The following is a 22851-nucleotide window of genomic DNA, read 5'->3' as shown; positions in this document are numbered from 1 at the left end:
CGCAGTCCGGACAGGAGTGGTACTGAACGTCGAACGACGCCCGACACACCAGACAGGTGTACCGGCGCCTCGGTTCCTCCCCAGGGGACACAGCGTTATTGAGCAATCCCATCGACGACCACACGCCACCTTCGGACGACGACAATAAAAACAGGGCAGATCGTTCACGGGGACCACGTCGGCGCTGTCGTGCGATTGTGATTATGGACTAGGGTAGGCGTTGGTCGGCGTCCGACAACAGAAAATGACACTTGAGCAGTATTTTCGAAGCGGGAGCACTGCTGTGTCACCGAAGACCGGCGGCCCCAGCATCGGTGACCAGAGCGGCCTGACCACGGATTTTAATGCCCAGTCTATCGGTACCTCGTTGTATGGACGAACCACCTGCTGTCGGGGAGTTGACACCACCGGACCGGACGCTGATGGGACCTGGTCCGAGCGACGTACACCCGCGCGTGCTCAAGGCGATGAGCACGCCGCTGGTCGGCCATCTCGATCCCTCGTTCATCGAGATCATGAACGAAGTCCAGGACTTGCTGCGGTACACGTTCCGGACGGACAACAAGTGGACGATTCCGGTCTCCGGGACCGGCTCCGCGGCGATGGAAGCGGCCATCGGCAACGTCGTCGAACCGGGCGATACGATGCTCGTCCCGACGAACGGCTACTTCGGCGACCGGATGGCGAGCATGGCCGAGCGGGCCGGCGGCGACGTGGTCACCGTCGACGCGCCGTGGGGCCAGCCGCTCGACCCCGCGGCTGTCGAGGAGGCCTTCGCCCAGCACAGCCCGGATGTGTTCGGGTTCGTCCATGCCGAGACCAGCACCGGCGTCCTCCAGCCGTCGGTACCCGAGCTCACAGATATCGCCCACGCGAACGACGCGCTGGTCATCGCCGACAGCGTCACCTCGCTGGGCGGCGTCGAACTCCGGGTCGACGAGTGGGACATCGACGTGGCCTACTCCGGCCCGCAGAAATGCCTCTCGTGTCCGCCGGGCGCGAGCCCGCTCACGCTCAACGACGACGCGATGGACAAGGTCCTCTCCCGCGAGTCCGAGGCCCGCTCGTGGTACCTGGACATCTCGCTGCTGGAGGGGTACTGGGGCGATGAACGCGCCTACCACCACACCGCGCCGATCACGAACGTGTACGGGCTGCGTGAGGCGCTTCGTCTCGTCGCAGAGGAAGGCATCGAGGAACGGTGGGACCGCCACCTGCGCGTCGCTGGCGCGCTGAAAGCTGGCGTCGAAGGCATGGGCCTGACCATGAACGCCCCCGACGACTTCTGGCTCCCGAGCCTGAACACCGTCCGCGTGCCCGACAGCGTCGACGACGGGAGGGTCATCCAGCACCTGCTGGACGAGTACGACCTCGAAATCGCCAGCGGGCTGGGCGCGCTGGACGGCGACATCTGGCGCATCGGCTGCATGGGCCACTCGGCCCGCCGGCAGAACGTCAGCTACCTGCTCGCGGCGCTTGGCAACGCGCTGGGCGAGCAAGGTGCGGCCGTGGATGTGGACGCCGGACTGGCGGCGATGAGCGAGCGGTTCTGACGCCCGTCCTGGCAAACCGGTTTTCCGATTCAGTGAGAATGTCCGCCGTGTTTTAATTCACTTGGGCTAACATTTCTAGATGTGATGTACAGTGTACTCATACCCGTTGACAGAGACGAAGCGCGGGCATCCAATCAAGCGGCGTACGTTTCACGGCTCCCGGACGCTACCGACTCCGTCGAGGCGACAGTGCTCTACGTGATGCCGCCCGACAGATTCGGCGAGGCCGACGAGGTAGCGTTCGACGAAATCGACGCTGCCGTCCAGGCGGCCGATCAACTGGAAGCGGCCGGCGTCTCCGTGACTCGAATGGTTGACGACGGCGGGGTTGCCCAACAGATCGTCCGTACCGCGACTGAGCTGGACAGTGACGAGATCGTCGTGGGCGGACGCAAGCGATCAGGCGTCTCGAAAGCTTTGCTCGGTAGCACTGCACAGGACGTGTTGCTCTCGGCCGACAGACCAGTGACGATCACGGGCGAGAGCGTCGTACTCGGGGAGGGGGTCCGGCAGGTACTCGTTCCGGTCGATACGAGCGAGGAACGAGCACGGAACCAGGCTGACTACCTGGCCTCCCTTCCCAACGCTCCCGAGTCAGTCGAAGCAACGGTCCTCTTCGTGTTCCCGCACCAGGATTACAAGGGATCTCCACCCCACGAGTTCGAGGAAGTCGACGCCGCTGTCACTGCGGCCGAGCGTCTGGAGGCAGCGGGGATTTCCGTCGAACGGGTCGCTGTCGGCGGCGAGGTCGGACGGAAGATACTCGACGCCGCAACGGACCGCGATGTCGACAGTATCGTCATGGGCGGACGCAAGCGGTCGGGTATCGCGGATGTCCTCCTCGGGAGCATCACCCAGGACGTTATGCTCACCGCCGAGCGCCCGATCACGCTTACCGGCTGAGCGACACCACGAAAACGTGGCGTACGCTATCGGCCATCGTTCGGCTGAAAACCAAGTCCGCCCTCCTCGATTCGACATGCGTTCCGCTCACCGTTCGGTTCGCGGAAAAGCAGTCCGCCCTCCCCGATTTGAACGGGGGACAAGTCGATCTACAGTCGACTGCTCTACCAGTCTGAGCTAAGGGCGGTCGACACCCGAAAATACCCTGCCGTCCAGACTTAAGGATTGTTATTCGCGGAGGGTACGACGACCGGTCACACGACGCGGAGTGACATACCGACTGGTGTCAGACACGTCTGACCCCGCTTTCCGATCTTCCGATAGGTGGGTCAAAGGGTCCATGAACGGTGTCCGACCGAAAAGACAGGTCTCGTGTCATGCCGGTAGCTGACGGGCGTCAGACAACGCGGGAAGATTAAAATACCATCATGTATAATAGCTTCACCGAGCCCGATGAGTAAAATAACGTTCCGCGCTGACGACGACCTCATCGAGCAACTCGAGGCGTTCGACGCCTCGAAGAGCGAGGTCATGCGCCAGGCGCTCCGAGAGTACCTCGGAGACGCATCATCGTCAGCGTCGGACGCAGCGTCGGCGAAGTCCGTTACCGACGCCGACACGATAGACGAACTCATCGAAGAACGTGTCGACAGTATCATCGCCGACCGGCTACGGGAGCGACGCCCCCGCACACAACCACAGGATGTCAACGTAAACATCTCGTTAGACGGCGAGGGTGCGCGGGCAGAAAACGCCGAAACCGAACGACGGCGCGCCGGTGACCGAACGGGAAGCGCCGAGAGCGGGCAGTCACACGGAGACAGTCAGACGCCTAACACGACCGGGCGTAAGACAGAGTCGGAAACGCGGGACCGAGCCGACGCGGCGGAACGTAAGACGTGCGCCCAATGCGGTGAAAACTTGGGTTCTGACCACGTTTACTGTCCGAATTGCGGCGAGAAATCGTCCCGACGGGTGTTCTGTGATTGCGGTGACGAACTCCGATCGGACTGGGGGTTCTGCCCGAGTTGTGGGAGACGGACCCCCGCAGCTGACGTGCTCGATCAAACCTGAAGTGTCGTTTACGCGCAGCAGACACGCTCTGACTGCGTAAACGGGCGGATGTATGACACTGCCCGTAAGTTTTAATACATCAGGGTCAGTGGTTTAGTCTGCGTAAGACGGCCGTCTTACACAGCGGCGAACGCGAGGGGATGCCCCCTTCGTACTGCGGTTTCGCTGTGTAAACACTCGGGCGGGCCGTAAACAGTCCGTCCGGGCCGTCTTACCCAAGGGGAAACTACCAAACATGGAGCGTGTGACACTACGGATTCCGAAGCAGCAGATCGAAGAGGTCGAACAAATGGTCGAGACGGGCGAGTACCCCAATCGGAGCGAAGCGATTCGCTCGGCGGTTCGGGAAATGCTCGCCGAGGAAGGCTCCGAGCAAGCCTCCGAAAAGAAGCGGTCCTGGGCTAAGGTGTAACGATGCAGGATATCGTTAACGAAGCCCTCGAACGCGACGAGCAAGAACAGAAGAAAATGTCCGACGAGGACGTTGACGGGTTCGGAGACCCGCGCATCGTCATCGTCGGCTGTGGTGGCGCCGGCAACAACACGGTCAACCGCCTGTACAACATCGGCGTCGAGGGCGCTGACACCGTGGCAATCAACACGGACAAGCAGCACCTCAAGATGATCGAAGCCGACACGAAGATTCTGGTCGGCAAGTCCCTCACCAACGGCCTCGGGGCCGGCGGTGACCCGTCGATGGGCGAGCGCGCCACGGAGATGGCACAGGGCACCATCAAGGAAGTGCTGGGCGACGCTGACCTCGTGTTCGTCACCGCCGGCATGGGTGGCGGCACCGGGACCGGTGCGGCCCCGGTCGTCTCGAAGATCGCCAAGGAGCAGGGCGCAATCGTCGTCGGCATGGTGTCGACGCCGTTCAACGTCGAGCGAGCGCGGACGGTCAAGGCCGAGGAAGGCCTGGAGAAGCTCCGCAACGAAGCGGACTCCATCATCGTGCTGGACAACAACCGCCTGCTCGATTACGTCCCGAACCTGCCCATCGGCAAGGCGTTCTCCGTGATGGACCAGATCATCGCCGAGACCGTCAAGGGCATCTCCGAGACAATCACCCAGCCGAGCCTCATCAACCTCGACTACGCCGACATGACTTCCATCATGAACCAGGGCGGCGTCGCGGTGATGCTGGTCGGTGAGACCCAGGACAAGAACAAGACCGAGGAGGTCGTCAAGGACGCGATGAACCATCCGCTGCTTGACGTGGACTACCGCGGCGCGAGCGGCGGCCTGGTCCACATCACCGGCGGCCCGGACCTCACGCTGAAGGAGGCCGAGGGCATCGCACAGAACATCACCGAGCGGCTCGAGGCCGACGCCAACGTCATCTGGGGTGCGCGGATTCAGGAGGAGTACAAGGGCAAGGTGCGGGTCATGGCCATCATGACCGGCGTCCAGTCCGCCCAGGTGCTCGGTCCGACGACCCAGAAGCAGGCCAACAAGTCCCGCGAGGCGATTCAGGAAGTCGGTGACGACACGTCCTTCGACGCGTCCGACAACGTCGAAAACTTCGACAGCCCCGCCCCGAACGGCGGGAGTCAGAGCAGCAGCGGTCGCAACGCCGGCTACAGCGAGACCGACGGCGGACAGGACCAGCGCGAGAAGAACAACGGACTCGACGTTATCCGAACGGACAAGTAGCGGCGTCTGCGGTTCTTCTTTCGGTTTCGAAGTCGTGAGCGGTGCGTTTACGCAGCAGTACCTGAAAACGAAAGTTCAGTCAAACCGCTTCCAGCGCGTCAAGCAGGTTGCACTTCCGACAGAGGTCACGGGCTGTCGGCGAACCACAGTTGTCGCACTCGCCGTAGTCGGTGTCGCCGTTCTCGCCGCCGTAGGTGTCGGCAGCCAGCGCCGCGAGCTTCTCGTAGCCGGCCATGATCGAATGGCGCGTGCCGGGGTGGTCCTCCTCCAGACCGAGCATGAGCTCCTGTATCTCGCCGCGGTAGGCCTCCTCGGCGTGGGGACATTCGGTGATGTGTGCCGGGAGGTCCTGAAAGCGGGCGTACAGCGCGACCTCCTTCTCCGGGATGTCCCGAAGCGGCTTCGCACGGGGGATGTGGTGGTCCTGGGCCTCACGTGTTTGCTCCGTGGGTGCGTCGGCGGACGAGTCGAACGGACCCAGGGAGGCCTCGAAGTGCTTGGCGATCTGTGAGATGTCGCCCTCGAGGAAGTTCATCAGCGCCGTCTCGGCCTCGTCGTCGAGGTTATGGCCGGTCAGCAGTTTGTCCGCGTCGAGTTCGTCGGCGTACTTCGAGAGGAGGTCCCGGCGGAACACGCCGCAGTACGCGCAGGCGGCCATCCCTTCGGGGTCGTCCTCGACCACATCGTCCATCTGGACGCCGAACTCCTCGGCGTAGGAGACGGTGACGTGTTCGATGCCCAGGTCATCGGTCAGTTCCTCACAGGCCTCCAGGCTCGCGTCGCGATAGCCCTCGATGCCCTCGTGGATAGAAAGGGCGACCAGTTCGATACGGGGGTCCTCGGCGAACGTGTCGTAGAGGATCTGTGTGAGGACGACGCTATCCTTGCCACCGGAGAGGCCGATGACCCACGTCTCGGGGTCTTCGACCGTGGCGTCGTCGGACACGAGGCCGTCCTCGCGGATGCGACGACGGACCCGTTTCGTGACCGCTCGGCAGAGATGGGACTCACAGAGGTGGAGCCCGGAATAGGCCGCGTGTAACACCGCGTTCTCGCCGCATTTGTCGCACTCCATCGTGACGAGTAGTCGTCGCCCCAATGGTGAGAGGGTTTCGTCTCGGCCCCAGGACGGCAGGGCACTGGCGATTTGCGTCTCAGCGCCGTCGACAGTCCGAACCCTGCCAAGACAGCCACGCGCCGTGTGGCTCGTAGTCGACAAGGTGGGTCGTCTCGACGCCGTCACCAGCCCGGCGCTTCCAGTCCAGTGCGACCGATTCGCCGCCCGACAGCTCCGACCGGCCGGTGAGCCAGTGCAGCGGCCGCTCGGCCATTCGGTCTTCGAGAAACGCCGACAGCGCCTGGCTCAGTTCCGACGGGACTTGATACAGTACGAGCGTGTTGACGACACAGACCGGTACGTCCGACGGAATCGCAGCGAGGACTGGCGGCAAGTCATCGAGCATGTCGCCCGCGAGAAGTTCGGGTGGGTCGTCCCGCGCAACCGACAGCGTACCGTCCAGAATGGCGCGTCGCGACTCGTGTTCCGGCCAGACGAGTGCACGGAGCCAGTCCCTATCGGCCTCGTCGGTCACGTCGAGCGGATTGCGGTCGATGCCGACCCGAGAGTGGATGTCGGGGGGCGTCGCTGGCAGCGGCGGGTCACCGCACCGGACGCTGCTCTCGATGGTGACCGGCGACTCGCTGTTGCCAACCGCGCGGCCGTCGTAGTCGTAGCGGTAGCGGTCGAACAGGAGGTTCAGCCCGGCGCTTGGCCCGAGTTCCACCAGCGCGAGCGGCCCGTCGGCGGCGCGGGCCACCTGTGTGACAGCCGGATAGAGGACCGCGCTGCGCCGCACCGCGTTCGTCTGCGTACGCCGGGTCCCCAGGAGTGGGCGGATGTCGTCGGCGTGGTCGAGACAGAACGCGCGGAAGGCCGGGAAACACGCCTCGTCGGGGTCCCGGGGCTCCGGGGTGACGCTCGGGTAGTACTCGGCCAGCCGGTGGTCCGGGCGACGCTCAAGCAGGTACTGGACCGCGGCCAGCAGGAGGTGCGGGGCCTGGCGACCCTCGGGAACGGTCGCCGCGAGGGCCAGTATTTGCTGGTTCGTCGCGGCATGTCGGCAAAGGTGGGCATACAGCGGGGAGGACCCGTCGGCCCACTCGGCCAGGTCCCGGAACTGCGTCTGGAGAGCTGACATATCGGCGGAGACACTGCACTGACAGATTAGTGTTTGGCTCCCAGTGGATAGTATTTACACCGGGAAACGTGTAGATAGGCCAATGAGTTTGTGTCGCCGAAACGAAGGCGAGCGAGTTCTATGCCTCACTGCGGTGATCGAGGACGGGACAGTCTCGTGGACGGGAAGCCATGGGAACTGAGTCCGCAGACGTAGCCGTCATCGGCGGCGGCGTCGCCGGCATGAGCACGGCCGCGCGGTTGCAGGCGGACGGTTACTCGACGGTCGTCCTCGAACAGCACCACAGCGTCGGCGGCTGTGCGGGCTACTACGAGCGGGCGGGGTTCCGGTTCGATGTCGGCGCGACGACACTCGTCGACTTCGTGCCCGAGGGTGTCGGCGGCCAACTGCTGTCGGCCGTCGGCTTCGAGCCGCCAGCGATAGCGATACAGGACGCCTACGATGTTTGGCTCCCGGACCGGACAGTGACGCTCTACCATGACCAGGCCGACTGGGATACCGAGCGGCGGGCGAAGCTCGGCGACGACCAGCGACACATCGCGTTCTACGAGTTCATCGACGACCTCTCGGCGCGGCTCTGGCGGCTCACCAGAACGGACATCAAGATGCCGATTCAGGGCGTCGGCGACCTCGTTCGGAACGCCCGCGCGGTCGGCCTTCGGGACCTCCCGCTGGTCAGATATCTCCGGTGGACGATGGCCGACGCGATGCGCGCCCACGACGTGTACGACGACCGACCGCTTCGGGCGGTGGTCTCGATGCTCGTCGAGGATACGGTCCACGCCACGCTCGACGACGCGCCGCTGTTGAACGCCGTCCTCGGGATGACGATCCGCCGGACGGGACTGGGGCGAGCGACCGGCGGGATGTACGGCTTCTGGAACTCGTTCGTCGACCAGTACGCGGCCATCGGCGGCCGGGTCGAGACGGGCCGCACCGTCACTTCGGTGACCGGCTCCAGCGGCGACTTTCGCGTGGATTCGGCGGCGGGGCCGGTCCACGCCGAGCAGGTCGTCAGCACCGTCCCAGTTCCCGTTACCAGAAACCTCGCGTCGACGGTCGTCGGCGACAGGCTCGACGACTACTGTTCGATGCTGCGGGCCAACGAGGGCAGCGCACTCGTGCTATTTCTCGGCGTCCCGGCGGCTGCGGTCGAGGGCCGTGAGCGGACGCACCACCAGATCCTGCAGGACTACGACGAGCCCCTCGGCAACGGGAACAACATGTTCGTCTCCGTCTCCGCGCCGGGGGACGACCTGAGCGCCCCGGACGGCCACCGGGCGGTCATGCTGTCCACCCACTGTGCGGTCGAGCCGTGGCAAGACCTGAACAAGCCAGTCTACGAGGAACAGAAGGAAGCCGCCCGTGAGCAACTGCTTGCGGGCGGCCGGACCGTCTATCCCGAACTCGGGACTGATCCGGTCGTTTCGGAGATGGCGACGCCGGTCACCTACGAACAGTTCACGAACAGGCCCCGCGGGGCGGTCGGGGGGTACAAGCAGACGCGAGCGAACGCGAACCAGGGGGCGGTGCCACAGGACATCGGCGTCGAGGGGTTCTACCTCGCCGGCGACACCACGTGGCCGGGTCTGGGTACCGTCGCCTGTGTCAAAGGGAGCAAAATCGCGGCCGACCACGTCAGGAGTTGAACACCGTAATTGGCGTGTGCAAACCTCGGCGTGACGGGCACGGAGAGTCAGCGTTTAGGCCGTCCGACCGGTAGAGCAGGCAATGAGTATGGACCGTCCGGAGGCAGTCGAGCGGGTCGAGGAAATCGTCGCGACGGTCGAGGACGAGACGATGCCGGTCCCGGTCCGGGAGGTGTGGGTGTACGGCGACGTGGCGCTCGGGCTGGACCCGGTCGAACGGCTGGACGTGTACGTCACCAAGGACATCCTGTTCAAGGACGCCCCGGAGCGCGCCGAGGAGTTCAAGCGCAGCCACGGCGTCGACGGCGTCGGCAAGACGGTCCGTGCGGCCTGGGCCGACGAACACCCCGAGTACATCCGGGCAAACGCCAGCGGCCACGCCGCGCCCGAGAAGTGCCTGGCCGCCCACCTCCTGAACGACGACGAGCCGGTCCACCTAGAGGTGTGTAACGCCTCCTTCGAGGACAACGTCACCCAGCGGCTCAAAGGGGCGAAGATGCGAAACGACTACGAGCAGATTCTGGACCCGCGGGGGGCCTGCCTGTGGATCGACGGCGAACGCTCTCCCGACGCATTCCAGAAACTCCGTGACAACGAGTTCGTCTTCCCGACGCTGACCCAGTCGCTGTCGATGCTTGGAATGGACGAGACGGAAGCCGGCGAGGCCGCCGACGCGGTCAAGGAGTACCGGGCACACCAAGAGGGGGCGACGGTCCGGGGCGACGTAGTGTAGGCGGCCACGCGCCAGCGCTGGTAGGCCGACTTACTGCAACCAGGGCGCGTCGACCGTCGAAAACTGGTGTTCGCAGGCGGGACATTCGACGCGCCGCGAGCCGTGTTCGCCGTCGTCAACGGCAGCGAACCGACGGCTCCAGGTCAGGTGTCGGCACTCCGGACAGCGGCGAACGAGCGGTGGGATCATAGGTGGACTGGGACCGACGCTGGTCGTTCGTAGCCGCTCGTCCCGCAAGGGTCTACCGGCGGACCGCACGCTGACCGAGAACCGTCGCCGCGACGCCCGCAACAACTACAACGCGGTTTTGAGCGAACAGAAGGGATACACCCACACCACGGGAATCGAGTCGTATGAAACGAACGCGACGGGCCACCCTGGGACTACTCGGCGGCACGGTGATGGGAGCACTGGGCGGGTGTCTCGCACCGGGCGGGACCGGCAGCGGCGACGGCAGTGCAGAAACACGCACGCATCCATCGCCCGGAACTGATCCCGACACCGAGACGGACGACGGAGAGACGGAGACAGCAACCGACGACGAACCGCCGACAGACACGCCGGACGGGCTGCCCGACGACCTGGACCGGGTCGATACGCCGCCGTACGAAATCGAGGACAGCGAGTGCACCGTCGACGACTCCGGCGAGGGCGACCGCGACCCCCTGTATCTCTGTGCGAACATGCCATCCGAGCCGTCGCTGTCCTTCGAACAGGTGTCGACGCGGGGGACGCTGCTCGCCGACGAGGGGCTGGAGTTCGCCGAAGACAACACCGACGACCAGCTCTACGCGACGCTGCTGACGAGCGACGACGACATCGAACGGTTCGAGGACGACAGCGGGGATGCATACGACCTCGTCGCAGACACTGACTTCGAGCGCCACGCCGTCCTCATCGTTCAGACCGGCTGGGGGTCCGGTTCGATCATCCCACACCTGAAACGGATCGAGGAGACCGCCACGGGTATCCACGCGTTCGGCTGTTACACACAGCCCTGTGTCTACACCGACGACTTCACGGCCCGATCAACGGTCGCCAGATTCGAGCGGCCGGACACCCTCGACAACAGCGTCGTCAGCCTGACCGTCGACCCGTCGACGCGGTACAACGTGGCGACGGGCGAGGACGTGGTGACAATCGACCGGTCGGACTGACCCCGGTATTCTTTGCGGCCGGCCGGCGAACCGCCACCCATGGCAGCCCTCCCGATTCGGACCCTCCACGTGCTTTCGATGGCAGTCCTCGTCGGCGGCACGACCGTCCTCTGGTACAGCTATCGGAGCGGTGCTATTGCCTCGCTCGCGCCCGCGAAACAGTTCGAGTGGCTGTTCTGGGGCGGCGTCGGCGTGCTCGTGTTCACCGGCGTCGGCAACCTCGGCGCGCTCGGGCCACCGGGTCCCGGAACCGAGTGGGGCCGAACCCTGCTGGTGAAACTCATCGTCGTGGTCGCCCTTGTCGTCGGGTCAGGCGTCCGCACCCTTCTTCTCGTGCAGGCCAGCGGCCGCGAGGCCACATCTGGAGACCTGTCCCCGGCCCTGCAGCGAACGCTCTCGCGAGCGTACGGAGCGACGGCGGCCGTCCTCCTCGGTATCGTCGTCCTCGCGGAGGTCCTGGCACATGGCTGAAGACCAGCATGGGCAGAGGGATGTAGACGAGAAAGCGACCGAGCCCGAGACCGAACCGGCGCGCGGCGCGGAACGGACCGACGCGGGACCGGTCTCGCTCGTGGCGTGGACGCTCGCGACGTTCGACACCGCCCTGTTCGTCCTGCTTGGCGTGCTCGCCGCCCACGCGAGCGGCGGCCTCGCCGACCTGCTCGCCGGGCTGAACACCCTCGTCGGCGTCGCCGTCTTCTGCTACCTCTGGGCGCTGTTCGTTCTCGCTGTCCGATGGGTTCACGGTCGGACATCGCTCGACTCCGCCGGAGTCCGCACACTCGTGAGCCACGGTGTCGCTGCCGGGAGCGTCGCGGGCGTCGCGTTCCTGCTGGGACTGGTCACGGTGGCGCTCGTGCCGACGCTCCAGGGCGGCGGGGTCCGACTGCAGGCGGTGCTGCTTGTCTTGCTCATCGGGGCCGGTCTGGCTGCCGTCGTCGGCGGCATCGTCGGACTCCTCGCCAGCCTGCTGGACATCACGATGTACAGACTCGCGGGCTACCTGCTCCCCGAAGGCGAGCACGAGCGCGTCACGGAACCGACCCGACAGTGACGAAGAACGGCACCGTCTCGCGGCGCTCGTAGGTCTCGTCTTGCATCTGCTCGATCACGTCACGGCCCATCGACCGCCAGCGCTCCCGGAGCGCGTCGTACTCGTCTGGCGTCGCCTCGCCGTTGAGAATCGTGTCGCGGTCGTGAGCTAGTCCAGTCCCGGTGGCTTTCCGTCGGGCCGCCTGCATCGCCGCGTCGTCGTAGGGCGGTTCGATGCGTTGCTCCTGGTCGTACTGCGTCGTCGAGACGACGGACAGCCCCGCATCACGGAACACGTCGGCGGCGTCGCTGCCGAGGGTCACATCGGTCCGAACGCCGTCGAGAAAGAGCCGGCGAGCGCGGCGGGCCAGTACCGGTTCGTCGTCGACGGTCGATTCAACGGTGACGGCGGCGTTGTTCGGCTCGATGGCGGCCACCCGGTCGGTGGCGACGCGGGCGAACTCCCGGACCGCGACCTCGGACTCGGGAAGGTTGATGAGCAACGCCTGGCAGACCACCAGGTCGAAGCTATCCTCAGCAAAGGGGAGCCGTGTGGCGTCCCCGCAGACGGTCGGGTCGCCCGCAGCGGCCAGCAGGTCCGTGTCCGCGTCGAGGCCGACGACGGTGCCGTCGGTCTCCTCCCGGAGAACGCGGGTCAGTTCGCCGGTGCCACAGCCAACGTCGAGGACGCGCTCGCACTCGTCCAGTCGGAGATCCGAGAGCGCCGCGCGGGAGTCGGCCCACATCCCTCGGCGAGTGGTTTCGAGGTAGTCGGCGGAGAACCTGCGCACAGTTCCGCAGAGTCGGGTCGACCCCAAAAGTACCGCGGTCGAAATCAGTCGCCGCGGAGTTCCTTGACGCGCTCGATGTTCCAGGCGAAGCTCTTGCCGTCCTCGGTCGGCGTCTCAAGCACCAGCGGCACGTCGCGGATGGCGTCGTGGTTGACGAACGCGCGCATGCCCTCCTCGCCGATGTGGCCCTCGCCGATGTGGGCGTGTTCGTCCTTGTTCGTCCCGCATTCGTGTTTCGAGTCGTTGAGGTGAACGCAGGCGAGGTCCTCAACACCGACGACGGTGTCGAATTCTTCGAGCGTCTCGTCGACGGCCGCGGGCGTCGAGAGGTCATAGCCCGCGGCGAACATGTGGGCCGTGTCGAGACAGAACTCGATGTCCTGGTCGGTCCGCTCCCGGACCGTCGCCAGGTGCTCGAACTGGCCGCCGAGTTTCGTCCCGCTGCCCGCGTCGGACTCGACCAGCACGGTGACGCTATCGGGGATGTCAAGGTCGTCCAACACGCTCGCGGCGTTGTCCAGCCCGCCGTCGACGCCCGCGCCGGTGTGGGCTCCGAGGTGGACGTTAACGTACTCGATCCCCAGCTTCGCTGCGGCGTCGACCTCTTTTTGCATCGAATCGAGGGACTTCTCGCGGAGGTCATCTTTGGGCGTACAGAGGTTGACCAGGTACGACGAGTGGATGACCCACGGACCGACGCCGTGTTCGGCCGCGAGATTACGGAACTGCTCGGCCTCGTCGTCGTCGATGTTCGGGTCCTGCCAGACCTGTGGCGAATGGGAGAATATCTGTCCGCAGTTGCCGCTGTACTCGACCTGTTCCTCGACGGCGTTGTAGACGCCGCCGGCGATAGAGGTGTGTGCCCCGACTCGTACCATGCCCACCGGTCAGTGATGCCCGATAAAAGAGATTCCGGAGTTAGAGCCACTCGCGAGCAGGTGGGATGATGCGAAGACTCGACAGGACGAGATACGCGCCGAACCCGGCAAGGAGGGCGCCGAACACCATCGGGAGCGGTGACAGTGAAAACAGCATCGGCGCGCTCGAAGCGACCAACACGACGCCGATGCCGACCAGCATGAGCGTCCCGAACGCACCGAGGACTGCGTCCTCGGCTGCGAGGCGAACAATCGCGTACAGTTCTTCGTCGGAGAGTTGTGCGACGCTGCTGTCCGTCGCCGAACCGCCGGAGGGGTCGTCATCAGCGGGGGATGAGCCCATACTTCATCTGGGTCGAGCCACCACAAAACAGTGGCGTCATTTCAGATACAGGTTCCGGCCACCCAACCGTTTCGGGCACAGCTAATATGTCAGTGCCACCCAAGAAATACCGCATGGCCCGAGGCGCGAGTCCATGACAGAGTCCGGGTCGAATGCGAAACAGCGGCCCGATGACGGCGTCGACCCGGCCACGCTGCTCGGCGACGACCACCCCGCCGTCGTCCGCGTCGAGGACGGCACGTACTACCGGACGGTCGGCGCGAAGGCCTACGTCGCCGACCTGCGCGACGAGTTCGCCTTCACCTCCGACGTGACCGAGCGAGCACTCACCGCCTTCGACCGGGAAGGCATCGACACGCCGGAGAGACCGCCGATAGATGTCTCGTCACAGTAGGGCACTGCCTGAGTCGGTCGCTGCTGTGACCATGTAGAGGCGACCGGACCCACGTCAGGGCGACCGTCGGACCCACTCGTCGGCGGCGAATTTCTCTTTCGCGTGCTCGCGTGCGCGGGATAGTTCGTCGTCCGACCACGCTCCTTCCGTCGCGTCGACCCACTCGGCCAGCGTCGAGCGGAGCGTCTCCACGGCCTCAGCGCGGTCGATATCGGCGTACTCCTCTATCGCCCCGACGCGCTCGGCGAACCGCTCCGGGTCGGGGTCGGCGGTGAAACAGCCGCAGTGGCGCTCGGACCGCAGCGAGACCGACAGGGAGCCGTGCTGGATGACAGCGTTCTTCTGGCGGTACTGGGCGTTCCCGCTGAGTTTGCGGCCGTCCGGCCCGACGATGTCGTGGGCCGGATGGAGTTGCCGCAGGTAACACGCCGGCTGGTGGACCGCCTCGCGCTCGTCGTCAGCAAACGACGCCTCGACGCCCATCCGCTCGAACGCGTCCAAGACGGGCTCGCAGAACTGCTCGTAACACTCCATCAGATCTCCCGGCACGGCCTCGGCAGGGGCGATGATGCCATAGGAGATGTCGGCCACGCTGTCGTGGTAGATCGCGCCGCCGCCCGTGGGCCGACGCGTCACGCCGATGTCCTCGCGCTCGCAAAACGCCCAGTCGATGGTGTCGGGGGCCTGTCCGTAGCCCAGCGACAGCGTGTCGGGCCAGGTGTACACTCGCACCGTCGCCGGGCCGCCCGCGGCGACTGTCTCGGCGGCCGCCGCTTCCAGGCCCATCGTCATCGGCCCGGGCCGCGTTTCCTCACCGATAACGCGCCACTCCAGGTCGGCCAGTGACATACCTCGGTTTCGTGGCGCGATGCGATATGAATTGCGGGCTAGCAACAGTGAGGATCGGTGATACATCTCCGACATCCTCGAACAACCAGAAAGCCCCCGCTCGCTCGACTCCTGCGACTCGGTGCGCGCTTCCTCGCTCCTCAACGTCGCTCGTGCAGTGCTTGCGTCGTGGTCCGAGAGAGCAGAGCTCTCTCGTCATCCCGAAAATCGAAGATTTTCGGACGATCTCGAACGTCGAGCGAGCGGCCCCTTTCAGTCCACCCGTACCCGGTTGGACAAACAGTGCAGGGCGGGACTGAAAGGGGCCGAGGGGAGGACGAGTCTGACGACAGTAGCACCGCAGCGACGCGAGGAGCGCACGGAGTCAGACGAGTCGTCCGCGAGGGGGCTTTCTGGCCGTGCTCACTTGCTGTTACTTTGTCAAAAACGACCGAGGTAATTGCTAGCCCTGCACGTTTCCGCAGTCGGTACAGGTGAGTTCGAAGCGGTCGCCGGCAAGGGCCACGCTGTGGGTCCGCTCGTCGTCGCACTCCGGACAGTGGGCTCTGGATTCCAGGTCGTCCCAGTCGTGGCTCGCGCCGGGCGCGCCGAAGGCCCAGCCGATGACACGCTCGTCGCCGGCGTTGTAGCCTTGCTGGAACTCGCCGGGTTCGAAGCGGATCAGTTCGCCGCTCGAAACGGCAACTTCCTCGCGGTCGAGGCCGACCTCGAAGGTGGCCACGCCCTGCTCGATGTAGAACACCTCCTCCTGATCGTGGTGGCGGTGGAGGCCCCCAGAGAAGGAGTCTCCAGGAGCGAGTTCGAAGTAGTTCGCCGCGAAGTGCTCGGTCCCGAGTTCGCGGGAGACGGGCTTGCGGATGTCGTGTACTTGCATCGGGTTCCGTTCGGTCGGTACGTCGTCGATGGTTACTGTGTCCATGGTCACTGTGAGTCTTGGGAGCGGGGGACGACTGTTCCCTGCGGTGCGTTCACAAGCAACGCTAGATGACACTCTTCCAGAGTTTATAGTTTTTCGGGAGCGTGGCACCCGCGGTCCCGACGACACCGCGCCGGCTACACCGGTGTGTTGTGCTGTTCGAGCAGATCGGCCATCACGCGAGCCTCGGCCTTCCGGAGGTGCTGGGCGGCAGTGCCGGGCGCACAGCCGAGTTCGTCGGCGACATCGTCAACGCCGCCCTCGCGGGGGTCGCCGTAGTAGCCGCAGTCGACGGCGGCGGCGACGGCCTCGAACTGCCGGTCAGTGAGCGCCGCTCCGGTGTCGAGTCGCCGGCTGTCGTACTCACCGACCTCCCGCACGTCGACGGAGACGCCGTCGGGAACCGTTTCGACTGCCTGCTGGACCGTTCCGCCCGGACCGACCAGCGTGAGACCGACCGTCCCGTCGGCGCGGTAGGCCACCGGCGAGACGATGACCAGGCCGGCCCGCGTGATCGCGTCGACGAGATCGTGTCCAGTCGCCGAGGGCGAGTCCTGCACGTAGAGGTAGAACGTCTCGTCGGGGCACGTCGAGATGGCGTACTCCCGGACGGTGTCGGCCTGCTCCAGCGCCGCCCGGTACGGGTCGGGCGGGAAGCCGTCGACGTGAAACAGCAACGTCTGGAGGTCCGTGCCGACCTCGTTGCCACGGAGGAGATAGCTCGCCTCGTAGCCGTCATGCTCGACGACGAACTGGTGCATCGGATGGCGGACTTCGGGGGCCATCCACAGCGAGAGCGTGACGTATTTCATACCCGATAGTTTCCCACTGGTATTTAAAATAACCTCGGGAGTGAGGGGATAAGTCGAGGAACCGGCCCGGCGAATACGCGGCCACGGAGATGGCCCAAACAGTCCACCGCGCCGACGACGCCCATCCGCTGATCGAGCCGATTGCCGACCACGTCCTTTCTACCGAACGCCACGAGAACGCTCCGGCTGTTGTCATCCGCGCCAACGAGGTCCAGACCGTCCTCTCAACGCTCCGGAGCGAAGCGGGGCTGGACCACTGTGCCTGCGTCACAGCACAGGAGTACGCCGACCGGTTCGAGACCATCTATCATCTGCGGTGCTACGCCGACCCGATGCGGGAGCTCTCGGTCGTGGTTCCAACGCCCAAGGACGCACCGAGCAGCGAGTCGGCCGCGCCGGTGTACCCGACCGCGGCGTGGCACGAGCGGGAGGCCTACGATCTGGTCGGCATCGAATACGAGAACCATCCCGACCTCCGGCGTATCCTCCTGCCAGAGACCTGGCAGGGCCACCCCCTGAGCCGGGACTACAATCAGGACCAGCCACAGATCGTCTCCTTCCGCGAGCACGAGCGGCTGCTCGAAGACCACCGCGAAGGCCCGGAAACGATGCACCTCAACATGGGGCCACACCACCCCTCAACCCACGGCGTCCTCCACCTGAACGTCCAACTCGACGGCGAGCAGGTGGCGGCCGTCGACCCCGACATCGGCTACATCCACCGCTGCGAGGAGCAGATGTGCCAGCAGGGAACCTACCGTCACCAGATCATGCCGTACCCGGACCGTTGGGACTGGGGCGGGGGCGGCCTGTTGAACGAGTGGGCCTACGCCCGCGCGGCCGAGGACCTCGCCGACATCGAGGTGCCGGCGTACGCCCAGGTCATCCGGACGATGGGCGGCGAACTCTCGCGCATCCTCTCGCACATGCTCGCGGTCGCCACCTACGCGCTCGACGTGGTCGGCGAGTTCACCGCCACCTTCCAGTGGGGGATTCGAGACCGCGAACTCGTCCAGGACATCCTCGAAGACCTCACTGGCCAGCGGCTGATGTTCAACTATCTCCGGCTGGGCGGGGTTGCCTGGGACCTGCCCGACCCCCGCGAGGCGTTCTTCGAGAAGATACGCTCGTTCCTCGACGACCTCCCCCACAAACTGACCGAGTACCACGACATGCTCACCAGCAACGAGATCCTCCAGTTGCGGACGGTCGACACGGGCCATCTCTCGACGGAGACCGCGAAGGACTATGGCTGTACCGGGCCAGTCGCACGAGCCTCGGGCGTCGACTACGACCTCCGGCGCGACGACCCCTACGGCTACTACGACGAACTCGACTGGTCGGTCGTCACCGAACAGGGCGGCGACAACTTCGCGCGCCTGCTCGTGCGCCTGCGCGAGGTGGAGGAGTCCGCGAAGATCATCAGCCAGTGCGTCGACCTGCTGGAGGACTGGCCAGAGGACGACCGCGAGATTCAGGCCAACGTCCCCCGCACGCTCCGGCCCGACCCCGACACCGAAATCTACCGGGCCATCGAGGCCGCCAAGGGCGAACTCGGCATCTACATCCGTTCGGATGGGACAGACTCCCCCGCGCGGTTCAAGATCCGCGGCCCTTCCTTTTCCCACGTTCAGGCGCTGTCCGAGATGGCTCGCGGCGAGTACGTCCCCGACCTCGTGGCCACACTGGGGAGTCTCGACACCATTATGGGCGAGGTCGACCGGTAGCCGCCGCCTGTCTGGGACGAACGCGGCCAGTGAGTTTTGTACGCTGGGCACGTACGTCCGGTGATGACTGATCAAGCGACGCTCGCGGGCGGCTGTTTCTGGTGTACGGAATCGGTGTTCAAGCAGGTCGAGGGCGTGACCGAGGTAGTCTCGGGCTACGCCGGCGGCCACGTCGCCGACCCCAGCTACGAGGCGGTCTGCCGCGAGGAGACGGGCCACGCAGAGTGTGTGCAGCTCACCTACGAGCCTAGCGTGGTGAGCTACGATGACCTCCTCGCCGTCTTCTTCACGACGCACAACCCGACGACGAAGGACCGCCAGGGCAACGACGTGGGGACCCAGTACCGCTCGGCCGTGTTCTACCACGACGAGAGCCAGCGCGAGACGGTCGAGGCGCTCATCGAGGAGATCCAGCCCGGCTACGACAGCGACATCGTCACCGAAGTCGAACCCCTGGAAACGTTCTACCCCGCCGAGGAGTACCACCAGGACTACTTCGAGAAGAACCCGAACCAGAGCTACTGCCAGCTGACCATCCCGCCGAAGATCGAGAAGCTCAAACAGAAACACGCGGAGTTGCTGGCATGAGCTTCGAGTACACGACCGAAGTCGAGGTCCGGTACACGGACATCGACACGTATGGCCACGTCAACAACGCGACGTACGCGACCTACTTCGAGGAGGCTCGCATCGATTACCTGGACGACGTAGTCGACTGCGGCGAGGCGCTGCTCTCGGGCGGCGAGTCGGGAACCGGAATCGTCATCGCGAACCTCGAAGTCGACTTCGTCCAGCCGGTCCATATCACCGACACCGTCACCGTCGGCGTCCGGGTGCCCCGTCTGGGCGAGAAGAGCTTCCCGTTCGAGTACGAGGTCCGAACCGACGACGGCGTGGCTGCGACCGGAGAGACGACCGTGGTCACGTACGACCGCGACGCGGAGTCCTCGCGTCCGATTCCCGAAGACTGGCGGGCGCGGATTGCACAGTTCGAAGGGCTGTAACCGAAACCGAGAGGGCGGAGATACCTCTTACCGCCCGTCCTGTGGGAAATCGTCGGGCCACCGGTGGTTTTATTTTTTATCCACATGTTGTGTTGAAAACATATGGAATATAGTACCGACCTCGGACGGCGCGTCCTCCTTGCCCTCGCGGGTGTGGCACTCCTGGTCGTGGTCGGGCTCGTCCTGTCCGAATTCATTCCGACGCTCGTGTTCACTATCTTTCTGTACTACGCTAGCCGGCCGATCTATCGCCGCTTGGGGAAGCTGCCGCTGTCCGAGTCGTACCTGAAGCGGGCGATGCCCTACCAGAAGCAGGTCCATGCGGCCGCGACGATCTTCTTCTTTCTCCTGCCGTTCGTGGTGCTGGTCGGCTACACGCTCATCCTCATTGTTCCCGAGTTACAGGCGTTTTTCGGCGAGGGTGGTCTGGGTGCGGCGTACCTCTCTCAGTTTCAGGGGCTCCAGGGTGGGTCGCTGCCGGGACCGCTAGCCGACCTCGGCGTCGGAGAGCTTCTGACAATGGGGCCAGCCGAACTCTTGGCCCTGCTGCAAAACGCCACGGTCCAGTCGTGGCTGGGACGCGTCTCCGACACGATTATCGACTCGTTGAGTCTGCTCACGTCGCTGCTGCTTCGCGTGTTCATCATGTTCGCCGGCACGTACTACCTGCTCACCGACGGGCCGCGGCTCGTCGGCTGGTTCCTCGACACCTTCGACGGCTCGGGCGTCCTCCGAGAGTACGCCGCGGCAGTCGACGACGAACTCTCCTCGATTCTCTTCGGGAACATCCTGAACGCGCTGGTGACGGGCGTCATCGGGATTTTCGTGTTCTCGCTGTACAATCTGGTCGCACCCAGCTCGGTACGGATTCCCTTCGCCCCACTGGTCGGTGCGCTGACCGGTATCGGCAGCCTCATTCCCGTCGTCGGGATGAAAATCGTCTACCTGCCCGTGGCTGTGCTGCTTGCGATTACCGCCGTCGTCACGGGACAGACGGCTGCTCTGGCCTGGGTCGCCCTCTTCCTCGTGGTCACACTGATCGTCGTCGATACGATCCCGGACTTCCTGATCCGGCCCTACGTCAGCGGCGACCTGACTCACGTCGGCCTGTTGATGTTCGCGTACATCCTCGGACCGATCGCCTTTGGCTTCTACGGCATCTTCCTGGGCCCGATTCTGCTGGTCCTGGTCGCCCAGTTCTTCCGCATCATCGTTCCGTACGTCATTACGGGCACAGTCGACACGACGCAAACGTCGCTCTCCGACTACGACGCCACGGAGTCGTAACGGCTACCCGCCCGCAAGCCGGGCTCTGGCGGTTCCGAAGTCGACACAGCGGCTCTCGGTTGTCGAGCCGATACGGTCGAGCCACCGCAGTTCCATCACTGAGATCCGGTAGTGACACCCCGCCGGTTCGATCTGTTGCCAGTAAATATACCGGACATCAGGAACCGGTTCGGCTTCCTCGTATTGTGCCGGGAGGTCGTGAGTTTGGAGGTCCGACATCGGTTCCGGGCCCGGCGTGTCGACAGGTGTGAAGACAGCGCCGACACTGCCGAGGAAGGCGACGTTCACAACGAGAACGAGGGCTAGCACGCTCCCGAGATACTGCTTCGGTTGCTGATCACGAAGCGTCGCGGCAACAATCCCGATACCGATTGCGACGAACGGGAGCCCCGGTATGAGGTCGGTGTAGCCGCCGGTCTCGAAATCGACGAACAGTACCAGAAACGCGAACCACGCGGCACCGACCGGGATCCACCAGTCGGTACGCCCGACAACGCCATCGCTGCTCCTGAACCAACATCGGGCGGTGTGAGCGAGGCCGAGTCCACCGAGTAACACGAATGGCGACGCCCACTTGAAGTGAACGACGCCAGCGACAATCCGAGCAAGCAACGAAGTGTGTTCCTCCGTTCGGAGTGGCACGAGAAGGACCTGAGCGACCATCTCTGAAGCCGAGTGCCAGATCAAAAAGACCGGCATCAACATGACGAGTGTAAACCCGAGCCCGCCAGCGACGACACGCTCAAGCGCCCGCGTGTCGCGATGTTGGATCGCCAGGCCGACCACAATCACCGGGAAAATAGCGCCTGCCTGCCAGTATCCCACGCTCGCTGCTGCAGCCACACCGCTCAGTGCCGGGTAGCCACGCGTGTACAGATAGATCGCCAGTAACCCACAGAGAACGAGCAGGTATTTCGCTTTGAATCCATACGCCGGCCGAACGGCGAACCCCGGTAAGAGGAACAGCGAGAGGCCGGCCAGTGCCGCAGCGGTATCGTCACCGGTGATATCGTGGACGAGCACCACAACGAGTCCGACGATTGCACACACAGACCCGATCATCAGTAACACGCTGAGGAGGTGGAGCCGGTACATGTCCCCGCCAGACAGCACCGCCAGAATCCCAGTTGTCTCGTACGACAGCGGGAGTTTCGGTTCCCAGGCGTCGACGTACAACCGACCGCCCTGTGTCACGTACCAGCCGATATGCTGGAAGATACCGGCGTCTGGAGCCATCGGCGGGCGAGAAAAACCCAGTGTTATTGTCAAGAAAAAGTAAATCTCAGTGCCGACAGCGAACAAAACTGGAAATGCGAGCCGTCGGTCGCGGGGATGGAGAGCAAGCGAGCGCAGCGAATCTCTGAGCCGGTCTCGGTTTCGTCTGCTCACGCAGTCTGCTTATACTCAGATAACCAAAAGTAGAAAGTAATTTACGATAGCAACGGAATCCGAAGCGAATCGCGGTCCGCCTCACATATACAGGTACTCTGATTAGGAACGTATTTTCCAGCTGATGTTTAGCTTACCATTCTGTTCAGATACGGTACCACTGATGCCCGCAATTGCGGTCCTTTACGCCCACACTCACGAGGAATCAAGCATGTTTTGAGCGACGAAAAACGGCGGTGCAACAGTAATAGCCGACCGATAATATCACTCTCAAAATGTGTGAGGATATGGGTGAAAGTGTCACTTACTCGGTGAAACACCGGCCTAGGATCGGTTTCGGCCCCGAAGTACTGGACAGGAGAGTACTGTTCTGATTAATCACATAATTAATACGGATAGAATTCCCGGCAGACGAACTCGGGTTCGTCATGAGACCGACCCAGTATCACCTGACTCGGGATCCCACCGATCACGTGTGTTACCCGTCTATCAGTAGTAAACGGCCGGAC

At 64.4% G+C, this 22851-nt stretch carries 24 protein-coding genes and 1 tRNA gene; 15 read left to right on the top strand and 10 right to left on the bottom strand.

Annotation, left to right across the window (positions count from 1 at the left end; genetic code table 11):
* Positions 1–371: 371 nt before the first annotated feature.
* Positions 372–1553, top strand: coding sequence for a pyridoxal-phosphate-dependent aminotransferase family protein (locus tag NDI54_RS04195; RefSeq protein ID WP_310895223.1), 1182 nt, complete (start codon positions 372–374; stop codon positions 1551–1553).
* A gap of 84 nt (positions 1554–1637) precedes the next feature.
* Positions 1638–2456, top strand: coding sequence for a universal stress protein (locus NDI54_RS04190; RefSeq protein WP_310895222.1), 819 nt, complete (start codon positions 1638–1640; stop codon positions 2454–2456).
* Positions 2457–2569: 113 nt separating this feature from the next.
* Here the strand turns inward: NDI54_RS04190 and NDI54_RS04185 are convergent.
* Positions 2570–2643 (bottom strand) — tRNA-Tyr (locus NDI54_RS04185).
* 266 nt (positions 2644–2909) lie between these two features.
* Here NDI54_RS04185 and NDI54_RS04180 point away from each other — a divergent pair.
* From NDI54_RS04180 to ftsZ, 3 genes are all read left to right on the top strand, one after another.
* Positions 2910–3530 carry a double zinc ribbon domain-containing protein gene (locus tag NDI54_RS04180; RefSeq protein ID WP_310895221.1) on the top strand — a complete coding sequence of 207 codons (621 nt, stop codon included), beginning with the start codon at positions 2910–2912 and terminating at the stop codon, positions 3528–3530.
* A gap of 235 nt (positions 3531–3765) precedes the next feature.
* Entirely contained in the window at positions 3766–3942 is a 177-nt protein-coding gene (locus NDI54_RS04175) for a ribbon-helix-helix domain-containing protein (RefSeq protein ID WP_004515010.1), read from the top strand.
* A gap of 2 nt (positions 3943–3944) precedes the next feature.
* Positions 3945–5183 carry a cell division protein FtsZ gene (gene ftsZ, locus NDI54_RS04170; protein WP_310895220.1) on the top strand — a complete coding sequence of 413 codons (1239 nt, stop codon included), beginning with the start codon at positions 3945–3947 and terminating at the stop codon, positions 5181–5183.
* A 79-nt stretch (positions 5184–5262) separates the two neighbouring features.
* Here the strand turns inward: ftsZ and ncsA are convergent, their stop codons facing one another.
* Positions 5263–6258: a tRNA 2-thiolation protein NcsA gene (ncsA, locus tag NDI54_RS04165; RefSeq protein ID WP_310895219.1), complete on the bottom strand. Its 996-nt coding sequence runs from the start codon at positions 6256–6258 to the stop codon at positions 5263–5265.
* Between the two features lie 79 nt (positions 6259–6337).
* Complete coding sequence (locus NDI54_RS04160) at positions 6338–7381, bottom strand: DUF2332 domain-containing protein (protein ID WP_310895218.1); 1044 nt, start codon at positions 7379–7381, stop codon at positions 6338–6340.
* Between the two features lie 170 nt (positions 7382–7551).
* On the opposite strand from NDI54_RS04160, the gene NDI54_RS04155 reads away from it, so the two are divergent.
* From NDI54_RS04155 to NDI54_RS04135, 5 genes are all read left to right on the top strand, one after another.
* Positions 7552–9030: a phytoene desaturase family protein gene (locus tag NDI54_RS04155; RefSeq protein WP_310895217.1), complete on the top strand. Its 1479-nt coding sequence runs from the start codon at positions 7552–7554 to the stop codon at positions 9028–9030.
* A gap of 82 nt (positions 9031–9112) precedes the next feature.
* The gene (locus NDI54_RS04150) at positions 9113–9763 is read left to right on the top strand and encodes a DUF7095 family protein (RefSeq protein ID WP_310895216.1); all 651 of its coding nucleotides are present in this window, start codon (positions 9113–9115) and stop codon (positions 9761–9763) included.
* Positions 9764–10116: 353 nt separating this feature from the next.
* Positions 10117–10920, top strand: coding sequence for a hypothetical protein (locus NDI54_RS04145; protein WP_310895215.1), 804 nt, complete (start codon positions 10117–10119; stop codon positions 10918–10920).
* Positions 10921–10959: 39 nt separating this feature from the next.
* On the top strand, positions 10960–11391 hold the full coding sequence (locus tag NDI54_RS04140; RefSeq protein ID WP_310895214.1) for a CopD family protein: 432 nt from the start codon (positions 10960–10962) through the stop codon (positions 11389–11391).
* Complete coding sequence (locus tag NDI54_RS04135; RefSeq protein ID WP_310895213.1) at positions 11384–11974, top strand: hypothetical protein; 591 nt, start codon at positions 11384–11386, stop codon at positions 11972–11974. Before NDI54_RS04140 ends, NDI54_RS04135 begins: the two co-directional genes overlap by 8 nt.
* On the opposite strand, the gene NDI54_RS04130 is transcribed toward NDI54_RS04135, so the two are convergent.
* From NDI54_RS04130 to NDI54_RS04120, 3 genes are all read right to left on the bottom strand, one after another.
* Positions 11952–12698 carry a class I SAM-dependent methyltransferase gene (locus tag NDI54_RS04130; protein ID WP_310895752.1) on the bottom strand — a complete coding sequence of 249 codons (747 nt, stop codon included), beginning with the start codon at positions 12696–12698 and terminating at the stop codon, positions 11952–11954. The two genes, NDI54_RS04135 and NDI54_RS04130, sit on opposite strands and share 23 nt — an antisense overlap.
* Before the next feature lie 89 nt (positions 12699–12787).
* Complete coding sequence (locus NDI54_RS04125) at positions 12788–13621, bottom strand: deoxyribonuclease IV (protein WP_310895212.1); 834 nt, start codon at positions 13619–13621, stop codon at positions 12788–12790.
* Between the two features lie 40 nt (positions 13622–13661).
* Complete coding sequence (locus NDI54_RS04120) at positions 13662–13964, bottom strand: hypothetical protein (protein WP_310895211.1); 303 nt, start codon at positions 13962–13964, stop codon at positions 13662–13664.
* Positions 13965–14097: 133 nt separating this feature from the next.
* Here NDI54_RS04120 and NDI54_RS04115 point away from each other — a divergent pair, with 133 nt between their 5' ends.
* Entirely contained in the window at positions 14098–14358 is a 261-nt protein-coding gene (locus tag NDI54_RS04115; protein ID WP_310895210.1) for a hypothetical protein, read from the top strand.
* A 54-nt stretch (positions 14359–14412) separates the two neighbouring features.
* Here NDI54_RS04115 and NDI54_RS04110 read toward each other — a convergent pair whose 3' ends face one another.
* From NDI54_RS04110 to NDI54_RS04100, 3 genes are all read right to left on the bottom strand, one after another.
* Positions 14413–15207: a lipoate--protein ligase family protein gene (locus NDI54_RS04110; RefSeq protein WP_310895209.1), complete on the bottom strand. Its 795-nt coding sequence runs from the start codon at positions 15205–15207 to the stop codon at positions 14413–14415.
* A gap of 442 nt (positions 15208–15649) precedes the next feature.
* Positions 15650–16126: a cupin domain-containing protein gene (locus NDI54_RS04105; protein ID WP_310895208.1), complete on the bottom strand. Its 477-nt coding sequence runs from the start codon at positions 16124–16126 to the stop codon at positions 15650–15652.
* Positions 16127–16260: 134 nt separating this feature from the next.
* The gene (locus tag NDI54_RS04100; RefSeq protein ID WP_310895207.1) at positions 16261–16935 is read right to left on the bottom strand and encodes a helix-turn-helix domain-containing protein; all 675 of its coding nucleotides are present in this window, start codon (positions 16933–16935) and stop codon (positions 16261–16263) included.
* An 89-nt stretch (positions 16936–17024) separates the two neighbouring features.
* On the opposite strand from NDI54_RS04100, the gene NDI54_RS04095 reads away from it, so the two are divergent.
* The 4 genes from NDI54_RS04095 to NDI54_RS04080 all read left to right on the top strand — a co-directional run bounded on the left by NDI54_RS04095 (position 17025) and on the right by NDI54_RS04080 (position 20953).
* Positions 17025–18662 (top strand): NADH-quinone oxidoreductase subunit D, encoded by a 1638-nt coding sequence (locus NDI54_RS04095; protein WP_310895206.1) that lies wholly within the window; start codon positions 17025–17027, stop codon positions 18660–18662.
* Positions 18663–18725: 63 nt separating this feature from the next.
* The gene (gene msrA, locus NDI54_RS04090) at positions 18726–19250 is read left to right on the top strand and encodes a peptide-methionine (S)-S-oxide reductase MsrA (protein WP_310895205.1); all 525 of its coding nucleotides are present in this window, start codon (positions 18726–18728) and stop codon (positions 19248–19250) included.
* Positions 19247–19666, top strand: coding sequence for an acyl-CoA thioesterase (locus NDI54_RS04085; RefSeq protein ID WP_310895204.1), 420 nt, complete (start codon positions 19247–19249; stop codon positions 19664–19666). The genes msrA and NDI54_RS04085 overlap by 4 nt, the downstream gene beginning before the upstream one ends.
* Before the next feature lie 102 nt (positions 19667–19768).
* Complete coding sequence (locus tag NDI54_RS04080; RefSeq protein WP_310895203.1) at positions 19769–20953, top strand: AI-2E family transporter; 1185 nt, start codon at positions 19769–19771, stop codon at positions 20951–20953.
* A gap of 3 nt (positions 20954–20956) precedes the next feature.
* On the opposite strand, the gene NDI54_RS04075 is transcribed toward NDI54_RS04080, so the two are convergent.
* Positions 20957–22189 carry a DolP-mannose mannosyltransferase gene (locus NDI54_RS04075; RefSeq protein WP_310895202.1) on the bottom strand — a complete coding sequence of 411 codons (1233 nt, stop codon included), beginning with the start codon at positions 22187–22189 and terminating at the stop codon, positions 20957–20959.
* Positions 22190–22851 lie beyond the last annotated feature (662 nt).

Origin of the sequence: Haloarcula terrestris, assembly GCF_031624315.1 — an archaeon.
GTDB classification, from domain to species: Archaea; Halobacteriota; Halobacteria; order Halobacteriales; family Haloarculaceae; genus Haloarcula; species Haloarcula terrestris.
The sequence above is the reverse complement of the archived record's forward strand: the minus strand, read 5'-3'. Positions and strand labels throughout refer to the sequence as shown.